The 24,424-nt window shown below is 59.8% G+C and carries 23 protein-coding genes (1 of these 23 running past the window's edge); 9 read left to right on the top strand and 14 right to left on the bottom strand.

The window, feature by feature from the left end; genetic code table 11:
• The 9 genes from msrQ to mrcB all read right to left on the bottom strand — a co-directional run.
• Positions 1–569, bottom strand: the 5' portion of a protein-coding gene (gene msrQ, locus K0P33_RS27255) for a protein-methionine-sulfoxide reductase heme-binding subunit MsrQ (RefSeq protein ID WP_094950162.1). The gene continues 52 nt to the left of window position 1, outside the view; 569 of the gene's 621 nt are visible here — the first part of the coding sequence; it begins with the start codon at positions 567–569; its stop codon lies beyond the left edge, outside the window.
• Positions 569–1,582: a protein-methionine-sulfoxide reductase catalytic subunit MsrP gene (msrP, locus tag K0P33_RS27260; protein ID WP_094950163.1), complete on the bottom strand. Its 1,014-nt coding sequence runs from the start codon at positions 1,580–1,582 to the stop codon at positions 569–571. Before msrP ends, msrQ begins: the two co-directional genes overlap by 1 nt.
• A 63-nt stretch (positions 1,583–1,645) precedes the next feature.
• The gene (gene pssA, locus K0P33_RS27265) at positions 1,646–2,503 is read right to left on the bottom strand and encodes a CDP-diacylglycerol--serine O-phosphatidyltransferase (protein ID WP_094950164.1); all 858 of its coding nucleotides are present in this window, start codon (positions 2,501–2,503) and stop codon (positions 1,646–1,648) included.
• Between the two features lie 145 nt (positions 2,504–2,648).
• Positions 2,649–3,665, bottom strand: coding sequence for a ketol-acid reductoisomerase (ilvC, locus tag K0P33_RS27270; RefSeq protein ID WP_007948647.1), 1,017 nt, complete (start codon positions 3,663–3,665; stop codon positions 2,649–2,651).
• A 46-nt stretch (positions 3,666–3,711) separates the two neighbouring features.
• Positions 3,712–4,203 carry an acetolactate synthase small subunit gene (gene ilvN, locus K0P33_RS27275; protein WP_003176102.1) on the bottom strand — a complete coding sequence of 164 codons (492 nt, stop codon included), beginning with the start codon at positions 4,201–4,203 and terminating at the stop codon, positions 3,712–3,714.
• 2 nt (positions 4,204–4,205) lie between these two features.
• Positions 4,206–5,930 (bottom strand): acetolactate synthase 3 large subunit, encoded by a 1,725-nt coding sequence (locus K0P33_RS27280; protein WP_094950231.1) that lies wholly within the window; start codon positions 5,928–5,930, stop codon positions 4,206–4,208.
• 431 nt (positions 5,931–6,361) lie between these two features.
• A complete protein-coding gene (locus K0P33_RS27285) occupies positions 6,362–6,691 on the bottom strand; it encodes a YqcC family protein (protein ID WP_242152532.1) in 330 nt (109 codons plus the stop codon).
• The gene (locus K0P33_RS27290) at positions 6,691–7,425 is read right to left on the bottom strand and encodes a tetratricopeptide repeat protein (protein ID WP_242152535.1); all 735 of its coding nucleotides are present in this window, start codon (positions 7,423–7,425) and stop codon (positions 6,691–6,693) included. Before K0P33_RS27290 ends, K0P33_RS27285 begins: the two co-directional genes overlap by 1 nt.
• Positions 7,426–7,441: 16 nt before the next feature.
• A complete protein-coding gene (gene mrcB / locus K0P33_RS27295; protein ID WP_094950167.1) occupies positions 7,442–9,766 on the bottom strand; it encodes a penicillin-binding protein 1B in 2,325 nt (774 codons plus the stop codon).
• Between the two features lie 118 nt (positions 9,767–9,884).
• Between mrcB and K0P33_RS27300 the strand changes: the two genes are divergently transcribed.
• The 3 genes from K0P33_RS27300 (at position 9,885) to K0P33_RS27310 (ending at position 12,354) form a co-directional block, all read left to right on the top strand.
• Positions 9,885–11,441 carry a bifunctional aminoglycoside phosphotransferase/ATP-binding protein gene (locus tag K0P33_RS27300; protein WP_094950168.1) on the top strand — a complete coding sequence of 519 codons (1,557 nt, stop codon included), beginning with the start codon at positions 9,885–9,887 and terminating at the stop codon, positions 11,439–11,441.
• Between the two features lie 93 nt (positions 11,442–11,534).
• The gene (locus K0P33_RS27305) at positions 11,535–11,879 is read left to right on the top strand and encodes a pentapeptide repeat-containing protein (protein WP_094950169.1); all 345 of its coding nucleotides are present in this window, start codon (positions 11,535–11,537) and stop codon (positions 11,877–11,879) included.
• A gap of 202 nt (positions 11,880–12,081) precedes the next feature.
• Positions 12,082–12,354, top strand: a complete 273-nt coding sequence (locus K0P33_RS27310; RefSeq protein ID WP_094950170.1) for a TfoX/Sxy family protein — start codon at positions 12,082–12,084, stop codon at positions 12,352–12,354.
• A 271-nt stretch (positions 12,355–12,625) separates the two neighbouring features.
• Here K0P33_RS27310 and K0P33_RS27315 read toward each other — a convergent pair whose 3' ends face one another.
• From K0P33_RS27315 to K0P33_RS27325, 3 genes are read right to left on the bottom strand one after another with little or no spacing between them, the layout of a single operon-like run.
• Positions 12,626–13,393, bottom strand: a complete 768-nt coding sequence (locus tag K0P33_RS27315; protein ID WP_242152538.1) for a heme ABC transporter ATP-binding protein — start codon at positions 13,391–13,393, stop codon at positions 12,626–12,628.
• Positions 13,393–14,430 (bottom strand): iron ABC transporter permease, encoded by a 1,038-nt coding sequence (locus K0P33_RS27320; RefSeq protein ID WP_094950172.1) that lies wholly within the window; start codon positions 14,428–14,430, stop codon positions 13,393–13,395. Before K0P33_RS27320 ends, K0P33_RS27315 begins: the two co-directional genes overlap by 1 nt.
• Positions 14,427–15,305, bottom strand: coding sequence for an ABC transporter substrate-binding protein (locus K0P33_RS27325; RefSeq protein WP_242152541.1), 879 nt, complete (start codon positions 15,303–15,305; stop codon positions 14,427–14,429). The genes K0P33_RS27320 and K0P33_RS27325 overlap by 4 nt, the downstream gene beginning before the upstream one ends.
• A 156-nt stretch (positions 15,306–15,461) precedes the next feature.
• On the opposite strand from K0P33_RS27325, the gene K0P33_RS27330 reads away from it, so the two are divergent.
• Positions 15,462–15,779 carry a Rieske 2Fe-2S domain-containing protein gene (locus K0P33_RS27330; RefSeq protein ID WP_094950174.1) on the top strand — a complete coding sequence of 106 codons (318 nt, stop codon included), beginning with the start codon at positions 15,462–15,464 and terminating at the stop codon, positions 15,777–15,779.
• Here the strand turns inward: K0P33_RS27330 and sfsA are convergent.
• Positions 15,776–16,489 carry a DNA/RNA nuclease SfsA gene (sfsA, locus tag K0P33_RS27335; protein ID WP_242152544.1) on the bottom strand — a complete coding sequence of 238 codons (714 nt, stop codon included), beginning with the start codon at positions 16,487–16,489 and terminating at the stop codon, positions 15,776–15,778. The genes K0P33_RS27330 and sfsA overlap by 4 nt on opposite strands.
• Positions 16,489–17,661, bottom strand: coding sequence for a pyridoxal phosphate-dependent aminotransferase (locus K0P33_RS27340; RefSeq protein ID WP_242152547.1), 1,173 nt, complete (start codon positions 17,659–17,661; stop codon positions 16,489–16,491). Before K0P33_RS27340 ends, sfsA begins: the two co-directional genes overlap by 1 nt.
• A 320-nt stretch (positions 17,662–17,981) precedes the next feature.
• Between K0P33_RS27340 and dksA the strand changes: the two genes are divergently transcribed.
• The 5 genes from dksA to K0P33_RS27365 all read left to right on the top strand — a co-directional run bounded on the left by dksA (position 17,982) and on the right by K0P33_RS27365 (position 24,029).
• Entirely contained in the window at positions 17,982–18,422 is a 441-nt protein-coding gene (gene dksA, locus K0P33_RS27345) for an RNA polymerase-binding protein DksA (RefSeq protein ID WP_026083092.1), read from the top strand.
• A gap of 83 nt (positions 18,423–18,505) precedes the next feature.
• Positions 18,506–19,393 carry a tRNA glutamyl-Q(34) synthetase GluQRS gene (gene gluQRS / locus K0P33_RS27350; RefSeq protein ID WP_242152550.1) on the top strand — a complete coding sequence of 296 codons (888 nt, stop codon included), beginning with the start codon at positions 18,506–18,508 and terminating at the stop codon, positions 19,391–19,393.
• Positions 19,394–19,455: 62 nt separating this feature from the next.
• The gene (locus tag K0P33_RS27355) at positions 19,456–19,632 is read left to right on the top strand and encodes a hypothetical protein (RefSeq protein WP_003176118.1); all 177 of its coding nucleotides are present in this window, start codon (positions 19,456–19,458) and stop codon (positions 19,630–19,632) included.
• Positions 19,616–22,570, top strand: a complete 2,955-nt coding sequence (locus K0P33_RS27360) for a sensor histidine kinase (RefSeq protein WP_242152553.1) — start codon at positions 19,616–19,618, stop codon at positions 22,568–22,570. Before K0P33_RS27355 ends, K0P33_RS27360 begins: the two co-directional genes overlap by 17 nt.
• Positions 22,571–22,592: 22 nt before the next feature.
• A complete protein-coding gene (locus K0P33_RS27365) occupies positions 22,593–24,029 on the top strand; it encodes a sigma-54 dependent transcriptional regulator (RefSeq protein WP_242152557.1) in 1,437 nt (478 codons plus the stop codon).
• The last annotated feature ends 395 nt before the right edge of the window (positions 24,030–24,424 follow it).

The raw sequence follows: 24,424 nt of genomic DNA on the forward strand, positions 1-24,424 counted from the left end.
CGCATTACAGGCGGAATCCGCAGGATCAAAAGCAGTGCCCCTATAGTTGCATAGATAGCCCACTCCTTCAGATCGGCCCGCACGATCCACAACATATGCAGCAAACCGAGCCCAACAATCACATACACCAAGCGGTGCAGCTTTTTCCAACGACTACCCAGCCGGCGCTGGCTATAGCGATTGGAGGTTACCGCCAGCACCAATAAGCACAGGAAGCCCAGCGCGCCAACAATAATGTAAGGCCGCTTACGCAACTCCACCCCTAATTGCGACCAATCCAGCCCAAGGATAAATACGCAGTAAGCTGCCAAGTGCAAAACCACATACGCAAAACACCAGAGCCCCAGCTGTCTGCGAACGGCAATCCACCCTGCCCACCCGCTCAGCTTCTGCAGCGGCGTCATGCCCAGCGTAATAAGCAACAGAATTAACGTACCAAGCCCCAACCGATCCATCAGCACTTTGCCTGGATCAGGTCCGAGAACAGAACTCCATGCCTCATACAGCCAGAAAAATGGCCACACCGCAGCAGCTATAAAGACGCCAATGCGCCAGATCGGATACCGCATCAGTAGTTCTTCCGCAAATCGAGGTCGGTATAAAGAGAGGCAACCTCATCCGAGTAGCCGTTGAACATTTGCGTCTCGCGCACATTCGGACTGAACAAACCACTCGGCAAGCGACGCTCCCGCGCCTGAGTCCAGCGAGGATGATCGACCGTAGGGTTCACGTTTGCGTAGAACCCATACTCATCCGCAGCAATACTTTGCCAAGTGGTTTTGGGCTGTTCACTCACCAGGCTGATCCGCACAATGGATTTCACACTTTTAAAGCCATACTTCCACGGCACCACCAAACGCAACGGCGCGCCATTCTGGTTAGGCAGTTCCCGCCCATACATGCCCACCGCAAGGATCGCTAAAGGATTCATCGCCTCGTCCAGACGCAACCCTTCTACATAGGGCCAGTCAATCAAGCCAAAACTCGAGCGTTGGCCCGGCATGCTTTTGGGGTCCTGCAGGGTTTCAAAGCGGATGTACTTGGCCTTGGAGGTCGGCTCAACCTGCTTGAGCAAGGCCGAGATCGGAAAGCCCATCCATGGAATGACCATCGACCACGCCTCAACACAGCGCAAACGGTAGATCCGCTCTTCCAACTGGTAAGGCTTCATGAAGTCTTCCAAGGCATAGCGCCCAGGCTTCGCAACCTCCCCATCGATTACAACACTCCACGGCTCGGTCTTGAGTGAACCGGCATTCGTCGCCGGGTCGCCCTTGCCTGTACCGAACTCATAGAAGTTGTTGTAGTGGGTCGCGTCCTTGAAAGGCGTGATGGCCTCGTCCTTCACGGTAACCGCCTGCCATTTAGTACTTGGCAATTTCTCGGCAAACCAGTTCGGCGCCTTGCCCGGCTCAACATCGGCATAACGCGCAGCATTGTCGGCATTGGCCCAGCGCGGCAAGGTGCTGGCAGCCACTCCGGCAAGCGCACCACCGAGCAGGCTGCGGCGAGAGAGATAGAAAGATTCAGGCGTGACATCCGATTCGTGACAATCGGACGCTTTGGGGATCTTGATTAACATGGCAACTCCGCAGCTTTGGAGGACTGATGCACCAATAGACTGCGGAGTATGGGGAACATTACATTAAGACAATGTTTTGTCGCGGCGCAGATGCAGCAGGTACTGAATCGGCCCCGAAGCGGCGTAGACCAGGAACGCCAGCAGCAGGATACGCGGCGGATCGCTGAAGACGACCGCGAACACCAGCACCACCACCAGGATAGCCACGAAAGGCACGCGCCCCTTGAGGTCGAACTCCTTGAAGCTGTTGTACTTGATGTTGCTGACCATCAGCATGCCGGCGGCCGCAACCATCAAAGCCACCAGGAACGACATCTTCGAACCCTGGATGCCGTAGTCACTGAATGCCCAGACAATACCGGCCACTACGCCCGCAGCCGCCGGGCTGGCAAGGCCAATGAAGTAACGCTTGTCGGCAGTGCCTACCTGGGTGTTGAAGCGTGCCAGACGCAAAGCGGCACCGGCGACATAGATGAAGGCGACCATCCAGCCGACCTTGCCCATATCACCCAGTGCCCACGCAAACGCCAGCAGTGCAGGCGCAACACCGAAGGCAACCATGTCCGACAGCGAGTCGTACTCGGCGCCGAAGGCACTCTGCGTATTGGTCATGCGCGCCACGCGACCATCAAGGCCGTCGAGCACCATGGCCACGAAAATCGCGATGGCAGCAAAGCCGAAATACTTGCTGGCACTCGCCGCATCACCCGCCGCCAACGCGCTTTGAGCGCTCATGGAGTTGATGATGGAATAGAACCCGGCAAACAGATTTGCCGTGGTGAACAGGTTGGGCAGAAGATAGATGCCACGATGCCGGACCTTGCGACCTTCCGCATCGTGCCCTTCCTCGACATGCTCATCGATCGGCAGCAGGCTTTCGGCGTCAGAGGCCTGGTGTGGCTCTTCGGGACGTTCGCTCATGGACTTTACCTTGCAACGGTGTGAAAAAAATTCGACAAATACTTGCGGCGAGTGTTCGCCCGCAAACGATGCAGCTTTATACCAGAACCCGCCCCTTAAACGAAAAAACGCGGCCTAAGCCGCGTTTTCTCTTGATGCGTACGACTTAGTTTTTGGCTTTGTCGACGATCTTGTTGGCACCGATCCACGGCATCATGGAGCGCAGTTGCTCGCCGATGATCTCGATACCGTGGGCGGCGTTGTTACGACGCTTGGCGGTCATCGAAGGGTAGCCGGTTGCGCCTTCGCTGATGAACATTTTGGCGTACTCGCCGTCCTGAATACGTTTCAGGGCGTTGCGCATAGCCTGACGGGACTCGGCGTTGATCACTTCCGGGCCGGTCACGTACTCGCCGTATTCGGCGTTGTTGGAGATCGAGTAGTTCATGTTGGCGATACCGCCTTCGTACATGAGGTCAACGATCAGCTTCAGTTCGTGCAGGCATTCGAAGTAGGCCATTTCCGGCGCGTAGCCAGCTTCAACCAGGGTTTCGAAACCGGCTTTAACCAGTTCCACGGTACCGCCGCACAGAACGGCTTGTTCGCCGAAAAGGTCGGTTTCGGTCTCGTCCTTGAAGGTGGTTTCGATGATGCCGGTACGACCGCCACCCACGCCAGCGGCGTAGGACAGTGCAACGTTTTTGGCATTGCCCGAAGCGTCCTGGTAGATCGCGATCAGGTCAGGGATACCGCCGCCTTTGACGAACTCGGAACGCACGGTGTGGCCCGGCGCTTTCGGCGCGATCATGATCACGTCGAGGTCAGCACGCGGCACAACCTGGTTGTAGTGAATCGCGAAGCCGTGGGAGAAGGCCAGGGTGGCGCCCTTCTTGATGTTCGGCTCGATTTCGTTCTTGTACAGCGCGGATTGGAATTCGTCCGGGGTCAGGATCATGACCAGGTCGGCAGCAGCCACGGCGGAAGCAACGTCAGTCACTTTCAGGCCATGGGCTTCAGCCTTGGCAACAGTGGCCGAGCCTTTGCGCAGGCCAACAGTCACGTCAACGCCGGAGTCTTTCAGGTTGCACGCTTGAGCGTGGCCCTGGGAACCGTAGCCGATGATGGCGACTTTTTTGCCCTGGATGATCGACAGGTCACAATCTTTTTCGTAATAAACTTTCATGAGGTTCCTCTATATATCCAGGCCCTTAGGCCATTCACTAATTGGGTTAGATGCTGAGTACTTTGTCGCCACGAGCAATCCCGGTGACACCACTGCGTACAGTTTCCAGAATCGAGGCCGTCCCGATCGACTGGATGAAGCTGTCCAGCTTGTCGCTCGTACCGGTCAGTTGAACGGTATAAACGCTGGCGCTCACATCGACGATCTGCCCGCGATAAATGTCAGTCGTGCGTTTGATCTCGGCACGTTGGGCACCCGTGGCCTTGACCTTGACCAGCATCAGCTCGCGCTCGATGTGGGCACTTTCCGACAGGTCGACCAGCTTGACCACTTCGATCAGCTTGTTGAGGTTCTTGGTGATCTGCTCGATCACCTCATCATGGCCCACGGTGGTCAACGTCAGGCGCGACAGGGTCGGGTCTTCGGTTGGGGCCACGGTCAGGCTTTCGATGTTGTAGTTGCGTTGCGAAAACAGGCCGACAACACGAGACAGAGCGCCGGGTTCGTTCTCCAGAAGCAGGGAGATAATGTGCCGCATGATTAAGTACGCTCCGTCTTGTTCAGCCACATGTCGCGCATCGAGCCGTCTTTGATCTGCATCGGGTAGACGTGCTCGCTGGTGTCCACTTGAATATCGAGGAACACCAGGCGGTCCTTCATGGCGAACGCCTCTTCCATCTTCGGCTTCAGATCTTTCAAATCAGTGATGCGAATGCCGACGTGGCCATAGGCTTCAACCAACTTGACGAAATCCGGCAGCGATTCCATGTAGGAATGGGAGTGGCGGCTACCGTAGCTCATGTCCTGCCACTGACGAACCATGCCCAACACGCCGTTGTTCAGGCAGACGATCTTCACCGGAAGGCCGTACTGCAAGCACGTCGACAGCTCCTGGATGTTCATCTGGATGCTGCCTTCACCGGTGACACACGCAACGTCGGTGTCCGGGAAGCTCAGCTTCACACCCATGGCCGCAGGGAAACCAAAGCCCATCGTGCCCAGGCCACCGGAGTTGATCCAGCGGTTAGGCTTGTCGAACGTGTAGTACTGCGCGGCGAACATCTGGTGCTGGCCCACGTCGGAGGTCACAAAGGCGTCGCCCTTGGTCACTTCGCACAGGGTCTCGATCACGGTTTGTGGCTTGATGATGCTGCCGTCGCCCTTGTCGTAAGGGAACAGGCCGCGGTCACCGCGCCATTCGTCGATCTGCTTCCACCAGCTGGCAACGGATTCCTTGTTCGGCGTCTCGCCGATGTCCTTCAGCGCTGCAACCATTTCGGTCAACACGCTTTCAACAGGACCCACGATCGGCACGTCGGCCTTGATGGTCTTGGAGATGGACGCCGGGTCGATGTCGATGTGGATGATCTTGGCATTCGGGCAGAACTTGCTCGCGCCGTTGATCACGCGGTCATCAAACCGCGCGCCCACCGCCAGGATCACGTCGGCGTGGTGCATGGCCAGGTTGGCGGTGTAGCTGCCGTGCATGCCAAGCATGCCGACGAACTGACGGTCGGTGCCCGGGAATGCGCCGAGGCCCATTAAGGTGTTGGTGACCGGCAGGTTGAGCAGTTTGGCCAATTCGGTCAACGGTGCGGAACCGCCACCCAGAATCACGCCACCGCCCGAGTACAGCACTGGGCGTTTGGCCGCCAGGAGCATTTCTGCCGCCTTGCGGATTTGCCCCGAGTGCCCACGAACGGCCGGGCTGTAGGAACGCAGCTTGGCTTTCTTCGGGAAGATGTATTCGAATTTCTCGGCCGGGTTGGTCATGTCTTTCGGGATATCTACGACTACAGGGCCCGGGCGACCGGACTGTGCGAGGTAGAACGCCTTTTTCATGACTTCTGGGATTTCCGACGCATGCTTGATCATGAAGCTGTGTTTCACGATCGGCCGGGAGATACCGATCATGTCGGTTTCCTGGAATGCATCGGTCCCCACCATGGTGCTTGCGACCTGGCCGGAAATGATCACCATCGGGATGGAGTCCATATAAGCAGTCGCGATGCCGGTAATGGCATTGGTTGCGCCTGGGCCGGAGGTTACCAGTACCACGCCGGCTTTACCGGTGGCACGGGCGTAGCCGTCAGCCATATGGGTAGCAGCTTGTTCGTGGCGAACCAGGATGTGGGTAACAGCCGGTTCCTTGAACAGTGCGTCGTAGACATGCAGCAGAGCACCACCTGGGTACCCGTAGATATAGTCGACGCCTTCGTCACGCAAAAAGCGGACGAGCATCTCACCGCCAGATAAAAGCTCCACGTTGTTCACCTCTAAAACGCCAGAATACCGTCCGTTAAAAACCGACGGGTCTTAATAGGTTTACTTCTCAACAGAGCATGAGCGACGGTGGTCGCCGACTACGTCAGCACTGACTGAGCAAGTATTGGGATCGTCCCAAGTGTTGCGGGCTTTTCCCACCCAGCGCGAGGTAACGCGTTGCGGGTGTTACAGGTCGGCGCGGATGTGCGCCTCATGATCTGCTGAGCGGGCCTGCTTCTGGCAGTCCCGATACAGCGGACTTTGGATTCTTCTGTTTCAGCCCCTTCAAGTCAAGCAATAATTGCGCTTTTTTCCAACTAAGCGCATGAGAACGTATAAGAAAGAGGCTTGAGGAGGGATAAAACTCGCCTGAATGTCGTCAAGCGGTAGAAATGTGCGCAAGACTGCCGGAAAAACCGGCAGTCAGGCAATTAACGAGCGTCGACGATCAGTTGGTCGAACTTTTTCAGCGCATTGCGCAAGCCAAGGCTCTCCAGCGGCCGATCGGCGTAAACCATCTCCGCCATTTCCATGATCCCCGATGCATTGGGCAATGGCAGATCCTGCTCGAGGATCTGCTTCATGCGCACCAGGAAGATCCATTGCAGCCATTGATGGAAATCCAGGGTGTCGACCGAAAACGGTTCGACACTGCTGAGCGCTTCGACGCTGGGGGACACCTCGTCCCACCAGCCCTGTACACGCAATTCGCGCTCAATCAGCAACAACTGTTCGGCAATCGCTGGGAAACGCACATCCATCAGAGGCTGACCTTGGCTTTTTGCCGTGCTTGAGCGGCGCCGGCAGCATCGCCTTGTGCGGCGCGCGCGTCACCAATCAAGGCCCACAAGTTGGCTTGCAGGTCTGGTCGGCCGTTGGCCAGGCTCAGGCCACGACGTGCGAACTGTTCGGCTTGCGGCGCATCGCCCTGGGCCATGCGCACCTGGGCGAGGCGATACAACACTTGCGGCTCGCGCGGTGCCACGCGCTGGGCACGCTCCAGACTCGACGACGCACCATTCAAGTCGCCACCGGACTGCTGCTGTTGAGCAGTGGTCAGCAAGGCCAATACCGGCCCGTCCAACTGCTCGTCGGCCGACAGGCCACCAGCACTGGACGACGACGGAATACCGCTTGGCGTCGACGGCATGTTGTAGGTGCCTTGATTGACCGGCGCCGTCTGGATCGGCGCGGCATCAACCGGCCCCGACGTGCTTGGCCCTGGAGTCCACGGCTCGGCACTGATCGGCGCCGAGGTCGCAGCGCCAGCGCCCGGCACCATCACCACCACACCCGAATCCTGCGCAATGGTTTGAGCGGTAGCTTGGGCTGGACGCTTGACCACGGTCTGGCGGAAACCACCGTTGGCCGAGATGCGATCGTTATTCGAGACGGCCGTGCTCGAGTCCACTACGGGAATTGAGCCGCGTTGCACGCTTGAGCAACCGCTGAGCACCGCTAGAGCTGTAATAGCTGGAATCAACCACTTGTTCACTTGAAACCCTCTTTGCTTAATTCATCCAGCCCTTGACCCAATCCATCACCGAGTCCGCGTCAGCGGGGGCACTGCCACCGCATGCGGCTCCGGGTGGTGGCTCGCTGCCGCGAATATACGGCATCTGCACCGCGCCCGGACAGTTGGCATCGGAGCCCTGCCCCGTATGCGGATCAATCCAGGCCTGCACGATGTTGTCCGGCTGCGGCATGTTCAACGGTAGCGGGTCGGCCTTGCGCATGAAACTGGTCCAGACCTGCAGCGCACCGGTCGCACCGGTGAACGGCGTCTTGCCATTATCGTCACGGCCCAACCACACCACCGCCAGCACGTCCTGGCCGAAGCCGGCGAACCAGCTGTCACGCGAATCGTTACTGGTACCGGTTTTGCCCGCCAGCGTCAGGTTCGACGGCAGCACGCTGTAGACCGAGCGCCCGGTGCCTTCGCGCATCACGCGCTGCATGGCGTTCTGGATCAGGTAGATGGAGCCCGCATCGAAGCGTTGCTGAATCTGGAACGGGTAACGCTTGAGCGGCTCGCCTTCGGCGGTCAGCACACTGCGAATGCCCCGCATCGGTGTATTGAAGCCACCGTTGGCGAGGGTCTGGTACATCGTTGCCACTTCCATCGGCGTCATGGCGCCAGCGCCGAGCAGAATCGACGGGAAGGCCGGAAACTCACGAGTGACACCCAGGCGCGCGATGGTTTTCAAAACATTCGGCACCCCCACTTCCAGCCCCAGGCGTGAGGTGGAAATGTTGTAGGAGTGCGCAATCCCCTGGTACAGGAACACCGTACCGTGGGAGCGTCGATCAAAGTTCTGCGGCGTCCACACCTGGCCATTGGCACCTTTGACTGACAGTGGGTCATCCGAGAGCCAACTGGTCAGGGTGTATTTACTCGGTTTTTCCAAGGCCGTGAGGTAAACCGCCGGCTTGACCAGCGAGCCAATCGGCCGCACGGCATCCAGCGCACGGTTGAAACCGGCAAAGCTGGCTTGGCGACTGCCGATCATGGCCTGCACTTCACCGGTTTCCGGGTTGGTCACGACCATGGCAGCTTCGACTTCATCGGAGCCTTTACGGCCGGTCAGGCGCTTGAAGGTGTCGCTCACCGACGCTTCGGCTTTCATCTGAAGAATCGGGTCGAAGCTGGTGAAGATCCGCAGGCCCTCTTCGGTCAAGTCTTCGTCGCGGTAGTCTTCACGCAGTTGACGTTTGACCAAGTCGATAAAGCCTGGGAACGAGCTGTCGGCCAGCTTGCCGCGGGTGGTTACACCCAGTGGCATTTTCTTCGCCGCCGCGACTTGTTCAGCGGTGGCTACGCCCTGCTGCTCCAGCACATCCAGCACCAGATTACGGCGCTCAAGCGCACGCTCCGGGTTGCGACGCGGGTTGTAGTAGGACGGCCCTTTGACCATGCCCACCAGCAATGCGACCTGATGCAGCTTCAATTCGGACAATGGCTGGCCAAAGAAGAACTGACTGGCCAAGCCAAAACCGTGCACGGCGCGCTGGCCATCCTGACCGACGAACACCTCGTTGAGGTACGCCTCGAGGATTTCCTGCTTGCTGTAATGCAGCTCCAGCAACATCGCCATCATGGCTTCAGTGAGCTTACGCGTCAGGCTGCGCTCGTTGGTCAGGTAGAAGTTCTTAACCAATTGCTGCGTCAGCGTACTGCCGCCCTGAGTCATCTTACCGCCGGAGGTGTTGACCCAAATCGCGCGGGCAATCGACTTCGGCGACACGCCCCAGTGACTGTAGAAATCGCGGTCTTCCACGGCAACCAGGGTTTCGAGCAGATATGGCGGCACCTGATCGAGTTTGATCAGGATGCGATCTTCAAGGTTCTTCGGGTAAATACCGCCGATCAGCAGCGGCTCGAGGCGCACCACAGGCAACTTCGAGCCATTGAGCGACGACAGCTCGGCGACGTAATCACCAGAGAAACGCACACGCACTGGCTGGGCTTTTTCCAGGCCTTCATAGAACTGGAAGCCACGGGTGTTCAGGTCGACGGTATTGCCGCTGACCGCTGCGGCGCCCGGGCCGTTGCTCACAGCTTCGCGGCGGTAGCCCAGCGCATCGAGCTCGGTCAGGAAGTCTTCCTTGCTCAGCTTCTGGCCGCTGAACAGTTCCAGCGGGCGCGCATACACCTTGGCCGGAATGGTCCAGCGCTTGCCGGAAAACTTCTCCTGGACCACGGCATCGAGGTACACCGCGAAGCCAGCGAGCACCACAAGGCCCACCAGGCTGAGCTTGAGCGCCCAGCCGAGCCACGGGCGCAGGCCGCGCGAAGGAGGTTTTTTACGGGAACGGGGAGATCGGGTTCGAGTCATGGCGGCGGATTATACGCACTTTATTGATGATCAACATGAGCCGGACAGCGGTTTGCACGACCAGCTGTAACAGCCATAATGCCCGCCATGATTTCCCCCAGACTTTGAAGGATCGCCCGTGAGCCAGTCCCTGATCGCTGCCCTGCAAAACCCGGCTTTATATCCCCATCCGGTTGAAGCGTTTCAAGTTATCGAGACCCATATTTCCTGGGTCATCCTGACTGGCCCCTTCGCTTATAAATTGAAGAAACCGATGAACTTCGGCTTCCTGGATTTCACCCAGCTCAAGGATCGAGGCCACTTCTGCAACGAAGAGCTGCGCCTCAACCAGCGCCTGACTGAAGATTTGTATCTTGAAGTGTTGCCGATTACCGGCACTGCCGAAGCTCCGCAATTGGGCGGCGACGGCCCTGCGATCGAGTACGCGCTGAAAATGCGCCAGTTCCCGCAAAGCCAACTGCTCAGCACCCTGCAAGCCAATGGTGAACTGACCAGCGCGCACATTGATGAAATGGCCACGCAGATCGCACATTTCCATCTCACCGCGCCTAAGGTTCCCCAGGAGCACCCGGCCGGCACGCCGGACGAGGTGATGGCGCCAGTACGTCAGAACTTCGAGCAGATCCGCCCCTTCCTCAGCGACAAGGCTGACCTGGCACAACTGGAAGCCCTGCAAGCCTGGGCTGAAAGCAGCTTCGAGCGCCTCAAGCCACTGCTGGCACAGCGCAAACTGGAAGGCTTCACTCGCGAATGCCACGGCGATATCCACTTGGGCAACGCCACGCTGATCGACGGCCAAGTAGTGATCTTCGACTGCATCGAGTTCAACGAACCGTTCCGCTTCACCGATGTATGGGCCGACACCGGCTTCTTGGCGATGGACTTGGAAGACCGGGGCCTCAAATCCCTGGCACGCCGTTTTATCAGCCAGTACTTGGAATTGACCGGCGACTACCAAGGCCTCGAAGTGCTGAACTTCTATAAAGCCTACCGCGCGTTGGTACGCGCCAAGGTTGCGCTGTTCAGCATGCCGAGCGAAGCCAGCCCGGTGCAACGCGCCACCACGCTGCGCCAGTACCGCAACTATGCCAACCTGGCGGAAAGCTACAGCACCATTCCTTCGCGCTTTCTCGCAATTACCCACGGTGTATCGGCAGTCGGCAAAAGCCACGTTGCCATGCGCCTGGTAGAAGCGCTGGGCGCCGTGCGCCTGCGTTCGGATGTGGAGCGCAAGCGCCTGTTTGGCGAGCAGCAGGTGGAGAACACGCCACAGGCCGGCATCTACGCTGCCGACGCCAGCGCTGCTACCTATGCACGCTTGAACGAAATCGCCGAAACGGTCTTGCGCGCCGGCTACCCTGTCGCGCTGGATGCCACCTTCCTGAAACGCGAACAGCGCGACGCCGCCGCCAAGGTTGCTGAAGCCACCGGCGCGCCTTTCCTGATCCTGGATTGCAACGCACCACAAGCCGTTATCGCCAGCTGGCTGGCACAGCGTCAGGCGGATAAAAACGACCCGTCCGACGCGACGCTGACCGTCATCGAAGAGCAACAGGCCAATCGCGACCCGCTGACAGCCGAAGAGCTGCTGCTCAGCAAGCGTGTAGAGACCAATGAAAGCGGAACCTTGGATGCTCTGGTGGCGCATATTCGCCAGCGCCTGCCAGGCCTGTAAGAAATATTTCTTGGTCGTGTCACCGATCTACGGTGCACGACCGAGAAATAGTGGCACTATAATGGCGTCATAATTCCAACAGGAGTCGCCGTCATGAGTCACCCCAAGCTTCTTGATACCCCGCTCTACGCGCTCCTGCACAAGGACGACATTCGAGGTTTCAACCAGGAACGCCCTAAAGACGGGATCATCGACATGCGCGGTGGTGACTTCCGAGGGCTGGACCTGCGCGACCTGAACGCCGGTGGTGTCGATTTCACCGACGCCTACTTCCGTTCTGCCGACCTGCGCGGCCTGGACTTGCGCGACTGCTCGCTGGAAGGCGCCAGCCTGGCCCATGCACAGATTTCCGGCACTTACTTCCCCGCTGAACTGACTGCCGACGAGATCCTCATGTCGGTCAATTTCGGCACTCGCCTGCGCTACCGCACCAAGTGACGCCACCTACCGACCCCGGCTACGCATCCCGCGTGCCGGGTGATTCGCGCCTGCCTACCGCAAATCCCCCTAGCTATTCTTATAAGCTTTTCAGCCCTTCCTGACCAAAGAACCACGCTTTTCCTACTGAGCGCTACACTCCTTTTCAGGCTTGCCTGGTCACGATACCCACCGCACCATTCGGCCGTCGCAAGGAGGCTTGATGAACGATGAGCTGCAACACCTGAAAAACCTGGGCAAGACGTCGGCGCAGTGGCTGCATGCGGTGGGCATCCACAGCGCGTCCGACTTGCGCCGCCTGGGAGCGGTCGATGCCTACCGGGCCGTGAGAACTCGCGGGTTCCGAGCATCGAAAGTACTGCTGTATGCAATTGAAGGCGCGTTGATGGATGTGCACTGGAACGACATTTCTGCGGAGAGAAAGGAAGCACTGAACCGTCAGTTGGATGCCCTTTCAACGCGTCAGAAGAATTAGTTCGACGACCAAACCCAATGTTTACGAGCCTTGCGAACACGTGATTGAGAAAACCAGCAGGATGCGCAAAAACAAATGTTGACTCTCAAATGAGAATCGTTATGATTATCACAACTGGTCGCGAGATCAGCCGATAACTGAAAGACCATTGGTTCGGACTCTCAGATTATCTCCTCATCAGGCTAATCACGGTTATTTGACCCGGCTCTTGCCGGGTCTTTTTTTACCTATAGAAAGCTGCCTGTAAAAAGCTGCCGACAGAAAGCGCGACTCAGCGCGCAATGATCAACGGATGCCCACGCTCCGGATGCGGCTGCACCAACACATCCAAACCAAATACAGCCTTAAGTGGCTCAGGTCGCAACACCTCTGCGGGTGTATCCAAGGCATGTGGACGCCCATCCTCCAGCAACAGAATGCGGTCACAGTAGCGAGCCGCCAGGTTCAGGTCATGAAGGATCACCAACACTGCCGCGCCTCGATCGGCGAAGCTGCGGATGGCCTGCAAGGTCGTGTGCTGGTGCAAGGGGTCAAGCATCGACGTCGGCTCATCCAACAGTAACGTCTGGCCCGCCTCCCCCGGCCATAACTGCGCGAGCACCCGCGCCAGGTGCACACGTTGGCGCTCGCCGCCAGACAACGCTAAGTAGCTGCGACCACTCAAGTGCCCGACATCCGCCGCGTGCAACGCTGCATTGATGATCTCGTCATCACGCACTCGCCCGGTCTGATGCGGCAAACGTCCCATGCCAACGACCTCTTCAACCCGAAAGGCAAAATCCAGGGTCGACGTTTGCGGCAATACCGCCAGCCGCTGGGCACGCTGCGAACCACTCCAGTTCTTCAACTCGTGCTGGTCCAGCCACACCTTGCCCTGGTCCGGATGCAGCTCACCGCACAACGCGCCGAGCAATGTACTTTTGCCAGCACCATTGGGCCCCAGCACGCCGAGCACTTCGCCCGGCAACAGGTTCAGGCTGACATCAGCCAACACAGTCTTGCGACCGCGCCGGATCTGCAGCGCTTCCACTCGCAGCATCAGGCACGCCCCCGCAATAACAGATAGAGAAAAAATGGTGCGCCGATAAACGCCGTTACGATACCGATCGGCAACTCCGCCGGCGCCAAGGCCAGGCGCGCCACCAAATCCGCAAACAACAGCAAACTCGCCCCCGCCAGTACTGAGGCCGGCAACAGTACCCGGTGATCCGGCCCCGCCAGCAACCGCACCAGATGCGGCACCACCAGCCCGACAAACCCGATCATCCCCGCCGCCGCCACTGCTGCGCCCACCCCCAAGGCAGTGCAGAACACCAGCTCACGCTTGAGCCCTTCCACATCAATCCCAAGATGACTGGCCTCGGACTCACCCAGCAACAATGCATTCAGCGCCTTGGCCCGGCGCGGCAACCACAGCGCCACACCGGCGCTCACCAGCAGCAACGGCCACAACCGCGAATAGCTTGCGCCATTGAGGCTGCCCAGGTTCCAGAAGGTCAGGGTGCGCAAGGTGGCGTCGTCCGCCAAGTAGGTAAACAACCCCACCGCCGAGCTGGCGAGGGCCGTGAGGGCGATGCCGGCAAGCAGCATCGTTGCGACATTGGTCTGGCCGTTACGGCGCCCCAAGCGGTAGACCAGCGCCGTGACCCCCAAACCACCCAGAAAGGCACATAACGACAGCAAGTACGGCCCAACCGCATCCGGCAGCCCGCCAAACAACGAACCACCCACAATCGCAACCGCCGCCCCCAGCGCCGCGCCACTGGACACCCCGACCAACCCCGGATCAGCCAGCGGGTTACGGAACAACCCCTGCATCGCCACACCCGACAACGCCAGCACGCCGCCGACCGCCAGGCCGAGCAATGTGCGCGGCAGGCGGATCTGCCCCAGGATCAGCTCGGCCTGTTCCAGGCCTTGGGCTTCAATCGGCACGCCCATCAAGCGCAAGGCGGCCCTGAGTGTATCTAACAACGGCAAGCTGACAGGCCCTAGGGCCAATGAGAGCCAGATCGCCAAGACACACAACAGCGCCAGCCCGATAAACAGCGTTTTCGGTTTAACCAGAGTGGTCATGGGGCAGGGTTAGCCTGGGACGGATAAAACCCGACAGACAGTTGCACCAGGCTTTGCGGCAAACGCGGTCCCAGGCCGCCGACCAGCAGGGTCGGGTCCAGCTCGAACACCCGGCCATTTTTGGCCGCCGGCGTTGAGGCCAAAATCGGGTTTTCCTTGAACAAGGCCGCACGCGCGGCATCGCCGGTCAGGGCACGGTCAGCAAACACCAGTACATCAGGGCTCAACCCAGCCAGCGACTCCACCGAAAAGGGTTTGTAGCCAGTGTGGGTCGCAAGGTTGCGCCCACCCGCCTGTTGCAACAGCCAATCAGCGGCGGTGTCTTTACCCGCGATCAGCGGCTTGCCGCCCGCATGGCCGAGCAACAACAGCACACCCGGCGCCCTCTGCGTGGCTTGGGCCTGGGTGACCCAGTGCTTCTGCTGCTCAAGTGCCTGTTCATATCCGGTAAACAATTCGTTGGCTTTTGCCTCGCTGCCCAGCAACTTGCCCAAGTGCTGCAGGTTGCCCTTCAGGGTTGGAAGGTCCGGCTCGGCCGAGAACATCTCCACCTGCACGCCCGCACCACGAATCTGCGCGAGCACCGGCGGCGGCCCCATTTCTTCGGTACCCACCAGTACTTGCGGGCGCAGGCTGAGGATGCCTTCAGCCGACAACTGCCGCTGATAACCGATACTCGGCAACGCTTTCAGCGACGCCGGGTGCTGGCTGGTGGTATCGACTCCCACCAACTTCGACTCACCGCCCAAGGCCGTCACCCATTCCGATAGCGCCCCACCCGCACTGACCCAGCGTTGTGGCAGTTCAGAGGCTTGCGCCCCGTGGTTGACCAGCAGTGAGGCAACAAGCGCAATAGCGCTGGTACTCAAGCGCATAACAGGGTTTCCTTCCAAGGGCAGGGCCACTCAAGCACTCATCAATGTGACAGATTAAGCCTGCCTGGCATCGTACTGAGCGCCCAATCAGCTGACGGGCGAAGCCGGTATTTGATAATTGTTTGCATTTGCACGTCAAGGCACTTAAGGATTGAAATGAAGTTTCTCTGCCCCTCCGATACCCTCGCGCCCAACAGCAGCCTCGGTTTTGAGATCGACGGTTGCAAGCTATTGGCCGTACGCCGGGACGGGATTGCCTACTTCTATATCAACCGCTGCCCCCATCGCGGTATCCCGTTGGAATGGCAGCCCGACCAGTTCCTCGACACCAGCGCCAGCCTGATCCAGTGCGCCACGCACGGCGCACTGTTTCTGATCGAAAGCGGCGAATGCATCGCCGGCCCCTGCGCGGGCCAAAGCCTCACCGCCCTGCCCGGCCGCGAAGACGCACAGGGCTTGTGGGTGGAACTCTAGTCGCCGATCAGCACCTCCAAACGGCGGTCGACGTAAATTTCCTCAGGCGTGACGTGCACACCGTAGGCCAGCACCTCCACACCGGCGGCCTTGGCCTCGCGCAACGCCGCAGCGTAACCGGCGTCGATTTCCACCGCCGGGCGCACCGCCTCGATGCCCGACAGGTTGACGCAATACAACTGCACCGCCCGCACACCCTCACGCGCCAGGTGCGCCAACTCGCGTAAGTGCTTGGCGCCGCGCTGGGTCACGGCATCGGGAAAGGCTGCCACTGCCGTGCCGTCAAAGCCCAAGGTGACACTTTTGACTTCGACAAACGCCGCGCCCTGTGGGTAATCCAGGCGAAAATCGATGCGGCTTTTTTCCTGGCCGTAAGGCACTTCGCGCTTCAACGCGGTAAAGCCGTTGAGCTCAGTGATGACCCCGGCACGCAACGCCTCCTCAACCAGCTGATTGGCGCGCGCGGTGTTGACGCACGCCAGCCGGCCCTGAGGCGTTTCGGCGATCTCCCAGGTGCCTGGCAATTTACGCTTGGGGTCGGTGGAGCGACTGAACCAGACCTGGCCGCCCTCCACCATGCAATTGAACATCGAACCGGTGTTCGGGCAGTGAATCGTCAGCAACTCGCCGGTAACGGTTTCGATATCGGTGAGAAAACGCTTGTAGCGGCGAATCAGCCGCGCTTCTTCGAGGGGAGGATGAAAACGCATCAGCCTTGCCAGCTCCGCAAACCACGGGCGATGCGCTCCACCGCCTCCTGTAACCGATCGAGGTTTTGCGTGTAGGCAAAACGCACATGATGACCGGCTTGATAGCGGCCGAAATCCAGCCCCGGCGTGAAGGCTACGTGTTCGGTTTCGAGGAAATGACGGCAGAACGCGAAGGCATCGCCGCCGAACGCGCTGATATCGGCGTACAAGTAGAACGCGCCTTCCGGTTCTACCGCAATGCCGAAGCCCAACTCGCGCAGGGCGGGCAGTAGGAAGTCCCGCCGGCGACCGAATTCGGCGCGGCGCTCTTCCAGAATGCTCAGGGTTTGCGGGGTAAAGCAGGCCAACGCCGCGTACTGGGCCATGCTCGGCGCACTGATATAGAGGTTTTGCGCCAGCTTCTCCAATTCGCTTACCGCAGCGGGCGGCGCCACCAGCCAACCGAGGCGCCAGCCGGTCATGCCGAAATACTTCGAAAAACTATTTAGGACAAACGCGTCGTCGTCGACTTCCAGCACGCTGGCGGCGTCGGTGCCGTAAGTAAGGCCGTGATAGATCTCGTCTACCACCAAGTGACCGTTACGCGCCTTGATTGCGCTCGACAACCCCGCCAATTCGTCCCGCGTGAGGATCGTGCCGGTGGGGTTGGCCGGCGACGCGACCAGCGCGCCCACGCTGTCCTGGTCCCAATGTTTGGCCACCAGGTCGGCGGTCAATTGGTAGCGCACGTCCGGGCCGACCGGCACCAGTTGCGCCGCGCCTTCCACCAAGCGCAGGAAATGTCGGTTGCACGGGTAGCCTGGATCGGCGAGCAACCAATGTTTGCCCGGGTCGACCAGCAGGCTGCTCGCTAGCAGCAAGGCGCCGGAGCCGCCCGGAGTGATCAGGATGCGCTCAGGATCAATGCTTAGCCCGTAGCGCTGCTGGTAAAACCCGCTGATGGCCTCGCGCAACTCGGGCAGCCCACGGGCCGCGGTGTAGCGGGTTTTGCCGTTGGCCAACGCTGCCTGGCCGGCCTGGATGATCGGCTCGGCCGTGGTGAAGTCCGGCTCGCCGATTTCCAAATGGATCACATCATGGCCGGCCGCCTGCAGCTCATTGGCTCGCGCCAGCAGCGCCATGACATGAAAGGGTTCGATGGCGCGACTGCGCGCACTGTAGGGCTGAGCCATTAGCCTTCCTTAACGGTGAGGACAAAATCAGGATTCTACCGAACCCTCGCGGTAAAACATGCTCTATTGCCTGCTCGGCCGTCGACGATGAACCCAGCACGCGCTTGCAAAACGACTAAAATCAACATTCGAGGCAAGCTATACCCAGCCATGGCGGGCTACTGCTGTTTGCAACCCCGCCGTATTGGGCCTCGACAACCGGGAGTGGCGCACCCCGAATCTATCTGGTAAGTTCGCCCGCTTGCAGCCGCAGGGCCGGCAGGTGTCGGTGACGTTGCAATCCTGCGCAATGGATTAGAAGAGTGAGAGGCGGTCTATTCATGTCCACCCAAGCAAAGCAACAGCAGCAGAGCCTCAGTGGCTTCACACCTTACGTCGAAGCGAAAGGTGAGGAGTACATGGGCAAGCCCATGCGCCAGCACTTCACCAAGATCCTGCAGAAGTGGAAGCAGGACTTGATGCAAGAGGTCGACCGCACCGTTGACCACATGAAGGACGAAGCCGCCAACTTCCCGGACCCGGCAGACCGTGCCAGCCAGGAAGAGGAATTCGCCCTCGAACTGCGAGCCCGTGATCGTGAACGCAAGCTGATCAAGAAAATCGACAAAACGCTGCAACTGATCGAAGACGAGGAATATGGCTGGTGCGAATCCTGCGGCGTCGAGATTGGTATTCGCCGCCTGGAAGCCCGCCCAACCGCGGACCTGTGCGTAGACTGCAAGACCTTGGCTGAAATCAAGGAAAAACAGGTCGGCAAGTAATCCTGCCGGGCTGAACGAATGGGGCGTGCAAACGCCCCATTTTTGTTTCTGGCGTTTGCCGATTTTCCAGTAGTATCCGGCCCATGACAGCCTCTACCTATATCGGGCGTTTCGCCCCCACGCCCAGCGGCCATTTGCACTTCGGCTCGCTGGTTGCCGCCCTCGCCTCCTACCTTGATGCCCGCGCCAATCAAGGCCGCTGGCTAATGCGCATGGAAGACCTCGACCCACCCCGCGAAGAGCCCGGCGCCCAGGCAGCGATCCTGCACGCCTTGGAAAGCTATGGCTTTGAATGGGACGGTGAACTGGTCCGACAAAGCGAACGGCATGACGCCTACGCCGAAGTCCTCAACGGCCTGTTCAACCACGGCCTGGCCTACGCCTGCACCTGTTCGCGCAAACAACTGGAGTCCTACCACGGGATTTACCCGGGTTTGTGCCGCAATGCCGGGCATGACCAGCAAGATGCTGCGATCCGCCTGCGCGTGCCTGAGCTGGAATACCACTTTACCGACCGCGTACAAGGCGAATTCCGACTGCACTTGGGCCGCGATGTAGGCGATTTCGTCATCCGTCGCCGCGACGGCCTGTATGCCTATCAACTGGCCGTGGTGCTCGACGATGCCTGGCAAGGTGTGACCGATATCGTGCGCGGCGCCGACCTGCTCGATTCCACACCGCGCCAGCTGTACCTGCAAGAACTGCTGGGCCTGCGCCAGCCGCGCTACCTGCACGTGCCGTTGATCGTGCAGCCGGACGGTAATAAGTTGGGCAAATCCTACCGTTCCCCGCCGTTGACACCCGACCAAGCCACGCCTTTGCTGTTAAGGGCATTGCGCGCCCTCGGCCAGTCGGCCGGCGCAGAACTGCTGCACGCCAGCCCACGGGAACTGCTGGATTGGGGCATTGCGCACTGGGATGCAACCCGGATCCCGCGCACACTCACGCTGGCCGAAGCGCAATTGAGCTGAAGGCGCTTGCAGGTTGCCAGCCATCCGTTACCATCGCCGCAGTTTTTTAATCAGAGGCCAACATGTACATCTATCGATTGGTCCTGCTGCTGGTCGTCGGGATCTACCTGTTTTCCCCCGCCATCATGGATTGGTGGATCGACGCCACGGGCGCCTGGTATCGCCCTTATCTGCTGTGGCTGATCCTGATCGTCGTGACCTTTATCCTGCAGAGCCAAAAAGATGCCGATGAGCTTTAGCCTCACCCAGATGCTGCTGATCAGCGCCGCCTACCTGGCTGCGCTGTTCGCCGTGGCCTGGATCAGTGAGCGCGGAATGATTCCGCGGGCGATCATTCGCCATCCGTTGACCTACACCTTGTCCTTGGGCGTCTACGCCAGCGCCTGGGCGTTTTATGGCACCGTGGGCCTGGCCTATCAGTACGGCTACGGCTTTCTTTCCAGTTACCTTGGGGTGTCCGGCGCGTTCCTGCTGGCGCCGGTGTTGCTGTACCCGATCCTGAAAATCACCCGCACCTACCAGCTGTCGTCCCTGGCGGACCTGTTTGCCTTCCGCTTTCGTAGCACCTGGGCCGGCGCGCTGACCACGATTTTCATGCTGCTCGGCGTGTTGCCGCTGCTGGCCCTGCAAATCCAGGCCGTGGCGGATTCCATCAGCATCCTCACCCGCGAGCCGGTGCAGCATCGCGTCGCCCTGGCCTTCTGCGCGCTGATCACGCTGTTCACGATTTTCTTCGGTTCACGCCATATCGCCACCCGTGAAAAACACGAAGGCCTGGTGTTCGCGATTGCCTTTGAGTCGGTGATCAAGCTGATCGCCATCGGCGGTGTCGGCCTGTATGCACTCTATGGTGTGTTCGACGGCCCGCAACAGCTGGAACTGTGGCTGCTGCAAAACCAGACCGCCCTCGCCGCCCTGCACACACCGTTGCAGGAAGGCCCATGGCGCACGCTGTTGCTGGTGTTCTTCGCCTCGGCGATTGTGATGCCGCACATGTACCACATGACGTTCACCGAAAACCTCAACCCGCGCTCCCTGGTCAGCGCCAGCTGGGGCCTGCCGCTGTTCCTGTTGCTGATGAGCCTGTCGGTGCCGTTGATTCTATGGGCCGGCCTCAAGCTGGGGGCGACCACCAACCCGGAATACTTCACCCTCGGCGTCGGCATTGCCGCCAATAGCAAATCCCTGGCGTTGCTGGCTTACGTCGGCGGTTTGTCAGCGGCCAGTGGCTTAATCATCGTCACCACGCTGGCACTGTCGGGCATGGCGCTCAATCACTTGGTGCTGCCGCTGTATCAGCCGCCGGCCGAAGGCAACATTTACCGCTGGCTGAAATGGACGCGCCGCGCGCTGATCGTCGCAATCATCATGGCCGGCTATGGTTTCTACCTGCTGCTGGGCGCCGGGCAAGACTTGGCCAACCTCGGCATCGTCGCGTTCGTCGCCACCTTGCAGTTCCTGCCGGGCGTGTTGTCGGTGCTGTACTGGCCGACGGCCAATCGCCGTGGGTTTATCGCCGGGCTGCTGGCGGGGATTCTGGTGTGGATCGTCACCATGCTGCTACCGCTGGTCGGTAACTTGCAGGGCTTCTACATTCCGTTGCTGAACATGATTTACGTGCTCGATGACACCAGCTGGCACATGGCGGCCATCGCCTCGCTGGCGGCCAACGTGCTGATGTTCACCCTGATCTCGTTGTTCACCAACGCCAGCCCCGAAGAAACCAGCGCCGCCGAAGCCTGCGCAGTGGACAACGTGCGCCGCCCGCAACGCCGCGAACTGCATGCTGCCTCGCCCCAGGAGTTCGCCACGCAACTGGCCAAGCCGTTGGGCGCCAAGGCTGCGCAGAAGGAAGTCGAGCAGGCGCTGCGCGATCTGTACCTGCCGTTCGACGAGCGCCGCCCGTACGCGCTGCGCCGCTTGCGCGACCGCATCGAGGCCAACCTGTCCGGGTTGATGGGGCCGAGCGTGTCCCAGGACATGGTCGAAACCTTCCTGCCCTATAAGGCCGGCGGCGAAAACTACGTGACCGAAGATATCCATTTCATCGAGAGCCGGCTGGAGGACTACCACTCACGCCTCACCGGCCTTGCCGCCGAACTCGATGCGCTGCGCCGTTACCACCGCCAAACCCTGCAAGAATTACCGATGGGCGTGTGTTCCCTGGCCAAGGATCAAGAGATCCTGATGTGGAACAAGGCCATGGAAGAACTGACCGGCATCGCGGCGCAGCGGGTGGTGGGCTCACGCCTGAACACCCTGGGCGACCCATGGAAAGAACTGCTGCAAGGCTTTATCAACCTGCCCGACGAGCATTTGCACAAGCAGCACCTGGCGCTCGACGGCCAGACCCGCTGGCTCAACCTGCACAAAGCCGCCATCGACGAGCCGCTGGCGCCCGGTAACAGCGGCCTGGTGCTGCTGGTTGAAGACTTGACCGACACCCAAATGCTCGAAGACAAGCTGGTGCACTCCGAGCGACTGGCCAGCATTGGCCGTCTGGCGGCGGGCGTGGCCCACGAAATTGGCAACCCGATCACCGGTATCGCGTGCCTGGCGCAGAACCTGCGCGAGGAGCGCGAAGAAGACGGCGAAATCACCGAAATCAGCGGGCAGATCCTCGAACAGACCAAGCGCGTTTCGCGCATCGTGCAATCGCTGATGAGCTTCGCCCATTCCGGCGCCCATCAGAATCAGGACGAAGCGGTGTGTCTGGCCGAAGTGGCGCAGGATGCCATTGGGCTGCTGGCCTTGAACCGGCGCAATTTCGAAGTACAGTTCTTCAATCTGTGCGACCCGGACCACTGGGTCGACGGCGATTCCCAACGCTTGGCGCAGGTGCTGATCAACCTGCTGTCCAACGCCCGCGACGCCTCCCCGCCGCACAGCGCGGTACGCGTCAAGAGCGAGGCTTTCGAGCACACGGTCGATCTGATCGTGGAAGACGAAGGCAGCGGTATTCCACAGAACATCATGGACCGATTGTTCGAACCTTTCTTCACCACCAAGGACCCCGGTGAAGGTACCGGTCTGGGCCTTGCACTGGTCTATTCCATCGTTGAAGAGCATTATGGACAAATCACCATCGACAGCCCGGCTGACACCGAAAGCCAACGCGGCACCCGTATTCGGGTGACCTTGCCGCGTCATGTCGAAGCGACGTCCGCTGTGAACTGAGACCGTCGAGAGAATTGAATCAATGCCGCACATTTTGATCGTCGAAGACGAAACAATTATCCGCTCTGCCTTGCGTCGCCTGCTTGAACGTAATCAGTACCAGGTCAGCGAAGCCGGCTCGGTGCAGGAAGCCCAAGAGCGATTCAGCATTCCCACGTTCGACCTGATTGTCAGCGACCTGCGCCTGCCGGGCGCGCCCGGTACCGAGCTGATCAAGCTTGGCCAGGGCACCCCGGTGCTGATCATGACCAGCTACGCCAGCCTGCGCTCGGCAGTGGACTCGATGAAGATGGGCGCGGTGGACTACATCGCCAAGCCTTTCGACCACGACGAAATGCTCCAGGCCGTGGCCCGCATTCTGCGCGACCGTCAGTCGGCCAGCAGCGCGCCCGCCGAACAGCGCCCCGCCGGCAAGGCTGCCAATGGTGCGGACAAGCCAGGCGTCGACAACAGCAATGGCGAGATCGGCATCATCGGCTCCTGCCCGCCCATGCAGGATCTTTACAGCAAGATCCGCAAAGTGGCGCCCACCGACTCCAATGTATTGATCCAGGGCGAATCTGGCACCGGTAAAGAACTGGTGGCCCGCGCCCTGCACAACCTGTCCAAGCGCGCCAAGGCACCGATGATTTCGGTGAACTGCGCAGCGATCCCCGAATCCCTGATCGAGTCCGAACTGTTCGGCCACGAAAAAGGCGCGTTTACCGGCGCCAGCGCCGGGCGTGCGGGCCTGGTGGAAGCGGCGGACGGCGGCACGTTATTTCTCGACGAAATCGGCGAGCTACCCCTGGAAGCCCAGGCGCGCTTGCTGCGCGTGTTGCAGGAAGGCGAGATTCGCCGCGTAGGCTCGGTGCAATCACAGAAGGTCGATGTTCGCCTGATCGCAGCAACCCACCGTGACCTCAAGAGCCTGGCCAAGATCGGCCAGTTCCGTGAAGACTTGTATTACCGCCTGCACGTGATCGCCCTCAAGTTGCCGGCCCTGCGTGAGCGCGGCGCCGACGTCAACGAGATCGCCAGTGCCTTTCTGCTGCGCCAGAGCGCGCGCATCAACCGCACCGATCTCAAGTTCGCACCGGACGCTGAGCAGGCGATTCGGCATTACTCGTGGCCGGGTAACGTGCGGGAACTGGAGAATGCGGTCGAGCGAGCGGTGATCCTGTCGGAGAGCCCGGAAATTTCCGCCGAGCTGCTGGGCATCGATATCGAGCTCAGTGACCTGGAAGACGACGACTTCATCGGCCTGGCCCCACAACAGGGCGGTAGCAATACCAGCCATGAGCCGACGGAAGATTTGTCATTGGAAGATTACTTCCAGCACTTCGTCCTTGAGCATCAGGACCACATGACCGAGACCGAACTGGCTCGCAAGCTGGGCGTGAGCCGCAAGTGCCTGTGGGAACGGCGCCAGCGCCTGGGTATTCCACGGCGCAAGACCGGGGTGGCCAGCGAAAGTTGAGGGTGCGCCCCCACAGGTAACACTCTCAGATGTGAAAAAACTGTTACCGCTGCTTTTTCGCGTAACAAAAGCCGGGGCTTACGGTAACGAAGCCCCGGCTTTTTTTGGCCCTCAAAAAACCCGAAACCACCTCAACCCCCCGATTTTGCTGGGCGGCACAAAAGTTGGCACGCACCCTGCTATATGCTTAGTACAAAAACAATAACAAGCTCAGTACCAGACAATAAAAATAAGACGAATCGACTCACGCATAATAAAAACAACACGGCGGAGGCGCAGCTAACTGATTCTTTTGGAGAGGCGTTGCATTTGGGGCTTGCCCCGCAACCAGGCCGAGAACAACAAAAACTGCCCTAAGGCAGAGCCTGAACTGGTTGGATCGTAGATCAGCAACA

Source organism: Pseudomonas sp. ArH3a (assembly GCF_022648765.1).
Taxonomy (GTDB): Bacteria; Pseudomonadota; Gammaproteobacteria; order Pseudomonadales; family Pseudomonadaceae; genus Aquipseudomonas.

Excerpts from the sequence above, each read along its gene's own strand:
- K0P33_RS27315 (WP_242152538.1), bottom strand. The coding sequence starts at position 13,393 with ATGCTGCGAGTGGAAGCGCTGCAGATCCGGCGCGGTCGCAAGACTGTG.
- pssA (WP_094950164.1), bottom strand. The coding sequence starts at position 2,503 with ATGAGCGAACGTCCCGAAGAGCCACACCAGGCCTCTGACGCCGAAAGC.
- K0P33_RS27305 (WP_094950169.1), top strand. The coding sequence starts at position 11,535 with ATGAGTCACCCCAAGCTTCTTGATACCCCGCTCTACGCGCTCCTGCAC.
- K0P33_RS27330 (WP_094950174.1), top strand. The coding sequence starts at position 15,462 with ATGAAGTTTCTCTGCCCCTCCGATACCCTCGCGCCCAACAGCAGCCTC.
- K0P33_RS27285 (WP_242152532.1), bottom strand. The coding sequence starts at position 6,691 with ATGGATGTGCGTTTCCCAGCGATTGCCGAACAGTTGTTGCTGATTGAG.
- K0P33_RS27365 (WP_242152557.1), top strand. The coding sequence starts at position 22,593 with ATGCCGCACATTTTGATCGTCGAAGACGAAACAATTATCCGCTCTGCC.
- K0P33_RS27320 (WP_094950172.1), bottom strand. The coding sequence starts at position 14,430 with ATGACCACTCTGGTTAAACCGAAAACGCTGTTTATCGGGCTGGCGCTG.
- ilvN (WP_003176102.1), bottom strand. The coding sequence starts at position 4,203 with ATGCGGCACATTATCTCCCTGCTTCTGGAGAACGAACCCGGCGCTCTG.
- K0P33_RS27340 (WP_242152547.1), bottom strand. The coding sequence starts at position 17,661 with ATGGCTCAGCCCTACAGTGCGCGCAGTCGCGCCATCGAACCCTTTCAT.
- gluQRS (WP_242152550.1), top strand. The coding sequence starts at position 18,506 with ATGACAGCCTCTACCTATATCGGGCGTTTCGCCCCCACGCCCAGCGGC.
- K0P33_RS27310 (WP_094950170.1), top strand. The coding sequence starts at position 12,082 with ATGAACGATGAGCTGCAACACCTGAAAAACCTGGGCAAGACGTCGGCG.
- sfsA (WP_242152544.1), bottom strand. The coding sequence starts at position 16,489 with ATGCGTTTTCATCCTCCCCTCGAAGAAGCGCGGCTGATTCGCCGCTAC.
- mrcB (WP_094950167.1), bottom strand. The coding sequence starts at position 9,766 with ATGACTCGAACCCGATCTCCCCGTTCCCGTAAAAAACCTCCTTCGCGC.
- K0P33_RS27355 (WP_003176118.1), top strand. The coding sequence starts at position 19,456 with ATGTACATCTATCGATTGGTCCTGCTGCTGGTCGTCGGGATCTACCTG.
- ilvC (WP_007948647.1), bottom strand. The coding sequence starts at position 3,665 with ATGAAAGTTTATTACGAAAAAGATTGTGACCTGTCGATCATCCAGGGC.
- K0P33_RS27325 (WP_242152541.1), bottom strand. The coding sequence starts at position 15,305 with ATGCGCTTGAGTACCAGCGCTATTGCGCTTGTTGCCTCACTGCTGGTC.
- dksA (WP_026083092.1), top strand. The coding sequence starts at position 17,982 with ATGTCCACCCAAGCAAAGCAACAGCAGCAGAGCCTCAGTGGCTTCACA.
- msrP (WP_094950163.1), bottom strand. The coding sequence starts at position 1,582 with ATGTTAATCAAGATCCCCAAAGCGTCCGATTGTCACGAATCGGATGTC.
- K0P33_RS27360 (WP_242152553.1), top strand. The coding sequence starts at position 19,616 with ATGCCGATGAGCTTTAGCCTCACCCAGATGCTGCTGATCAGCGCCGCC.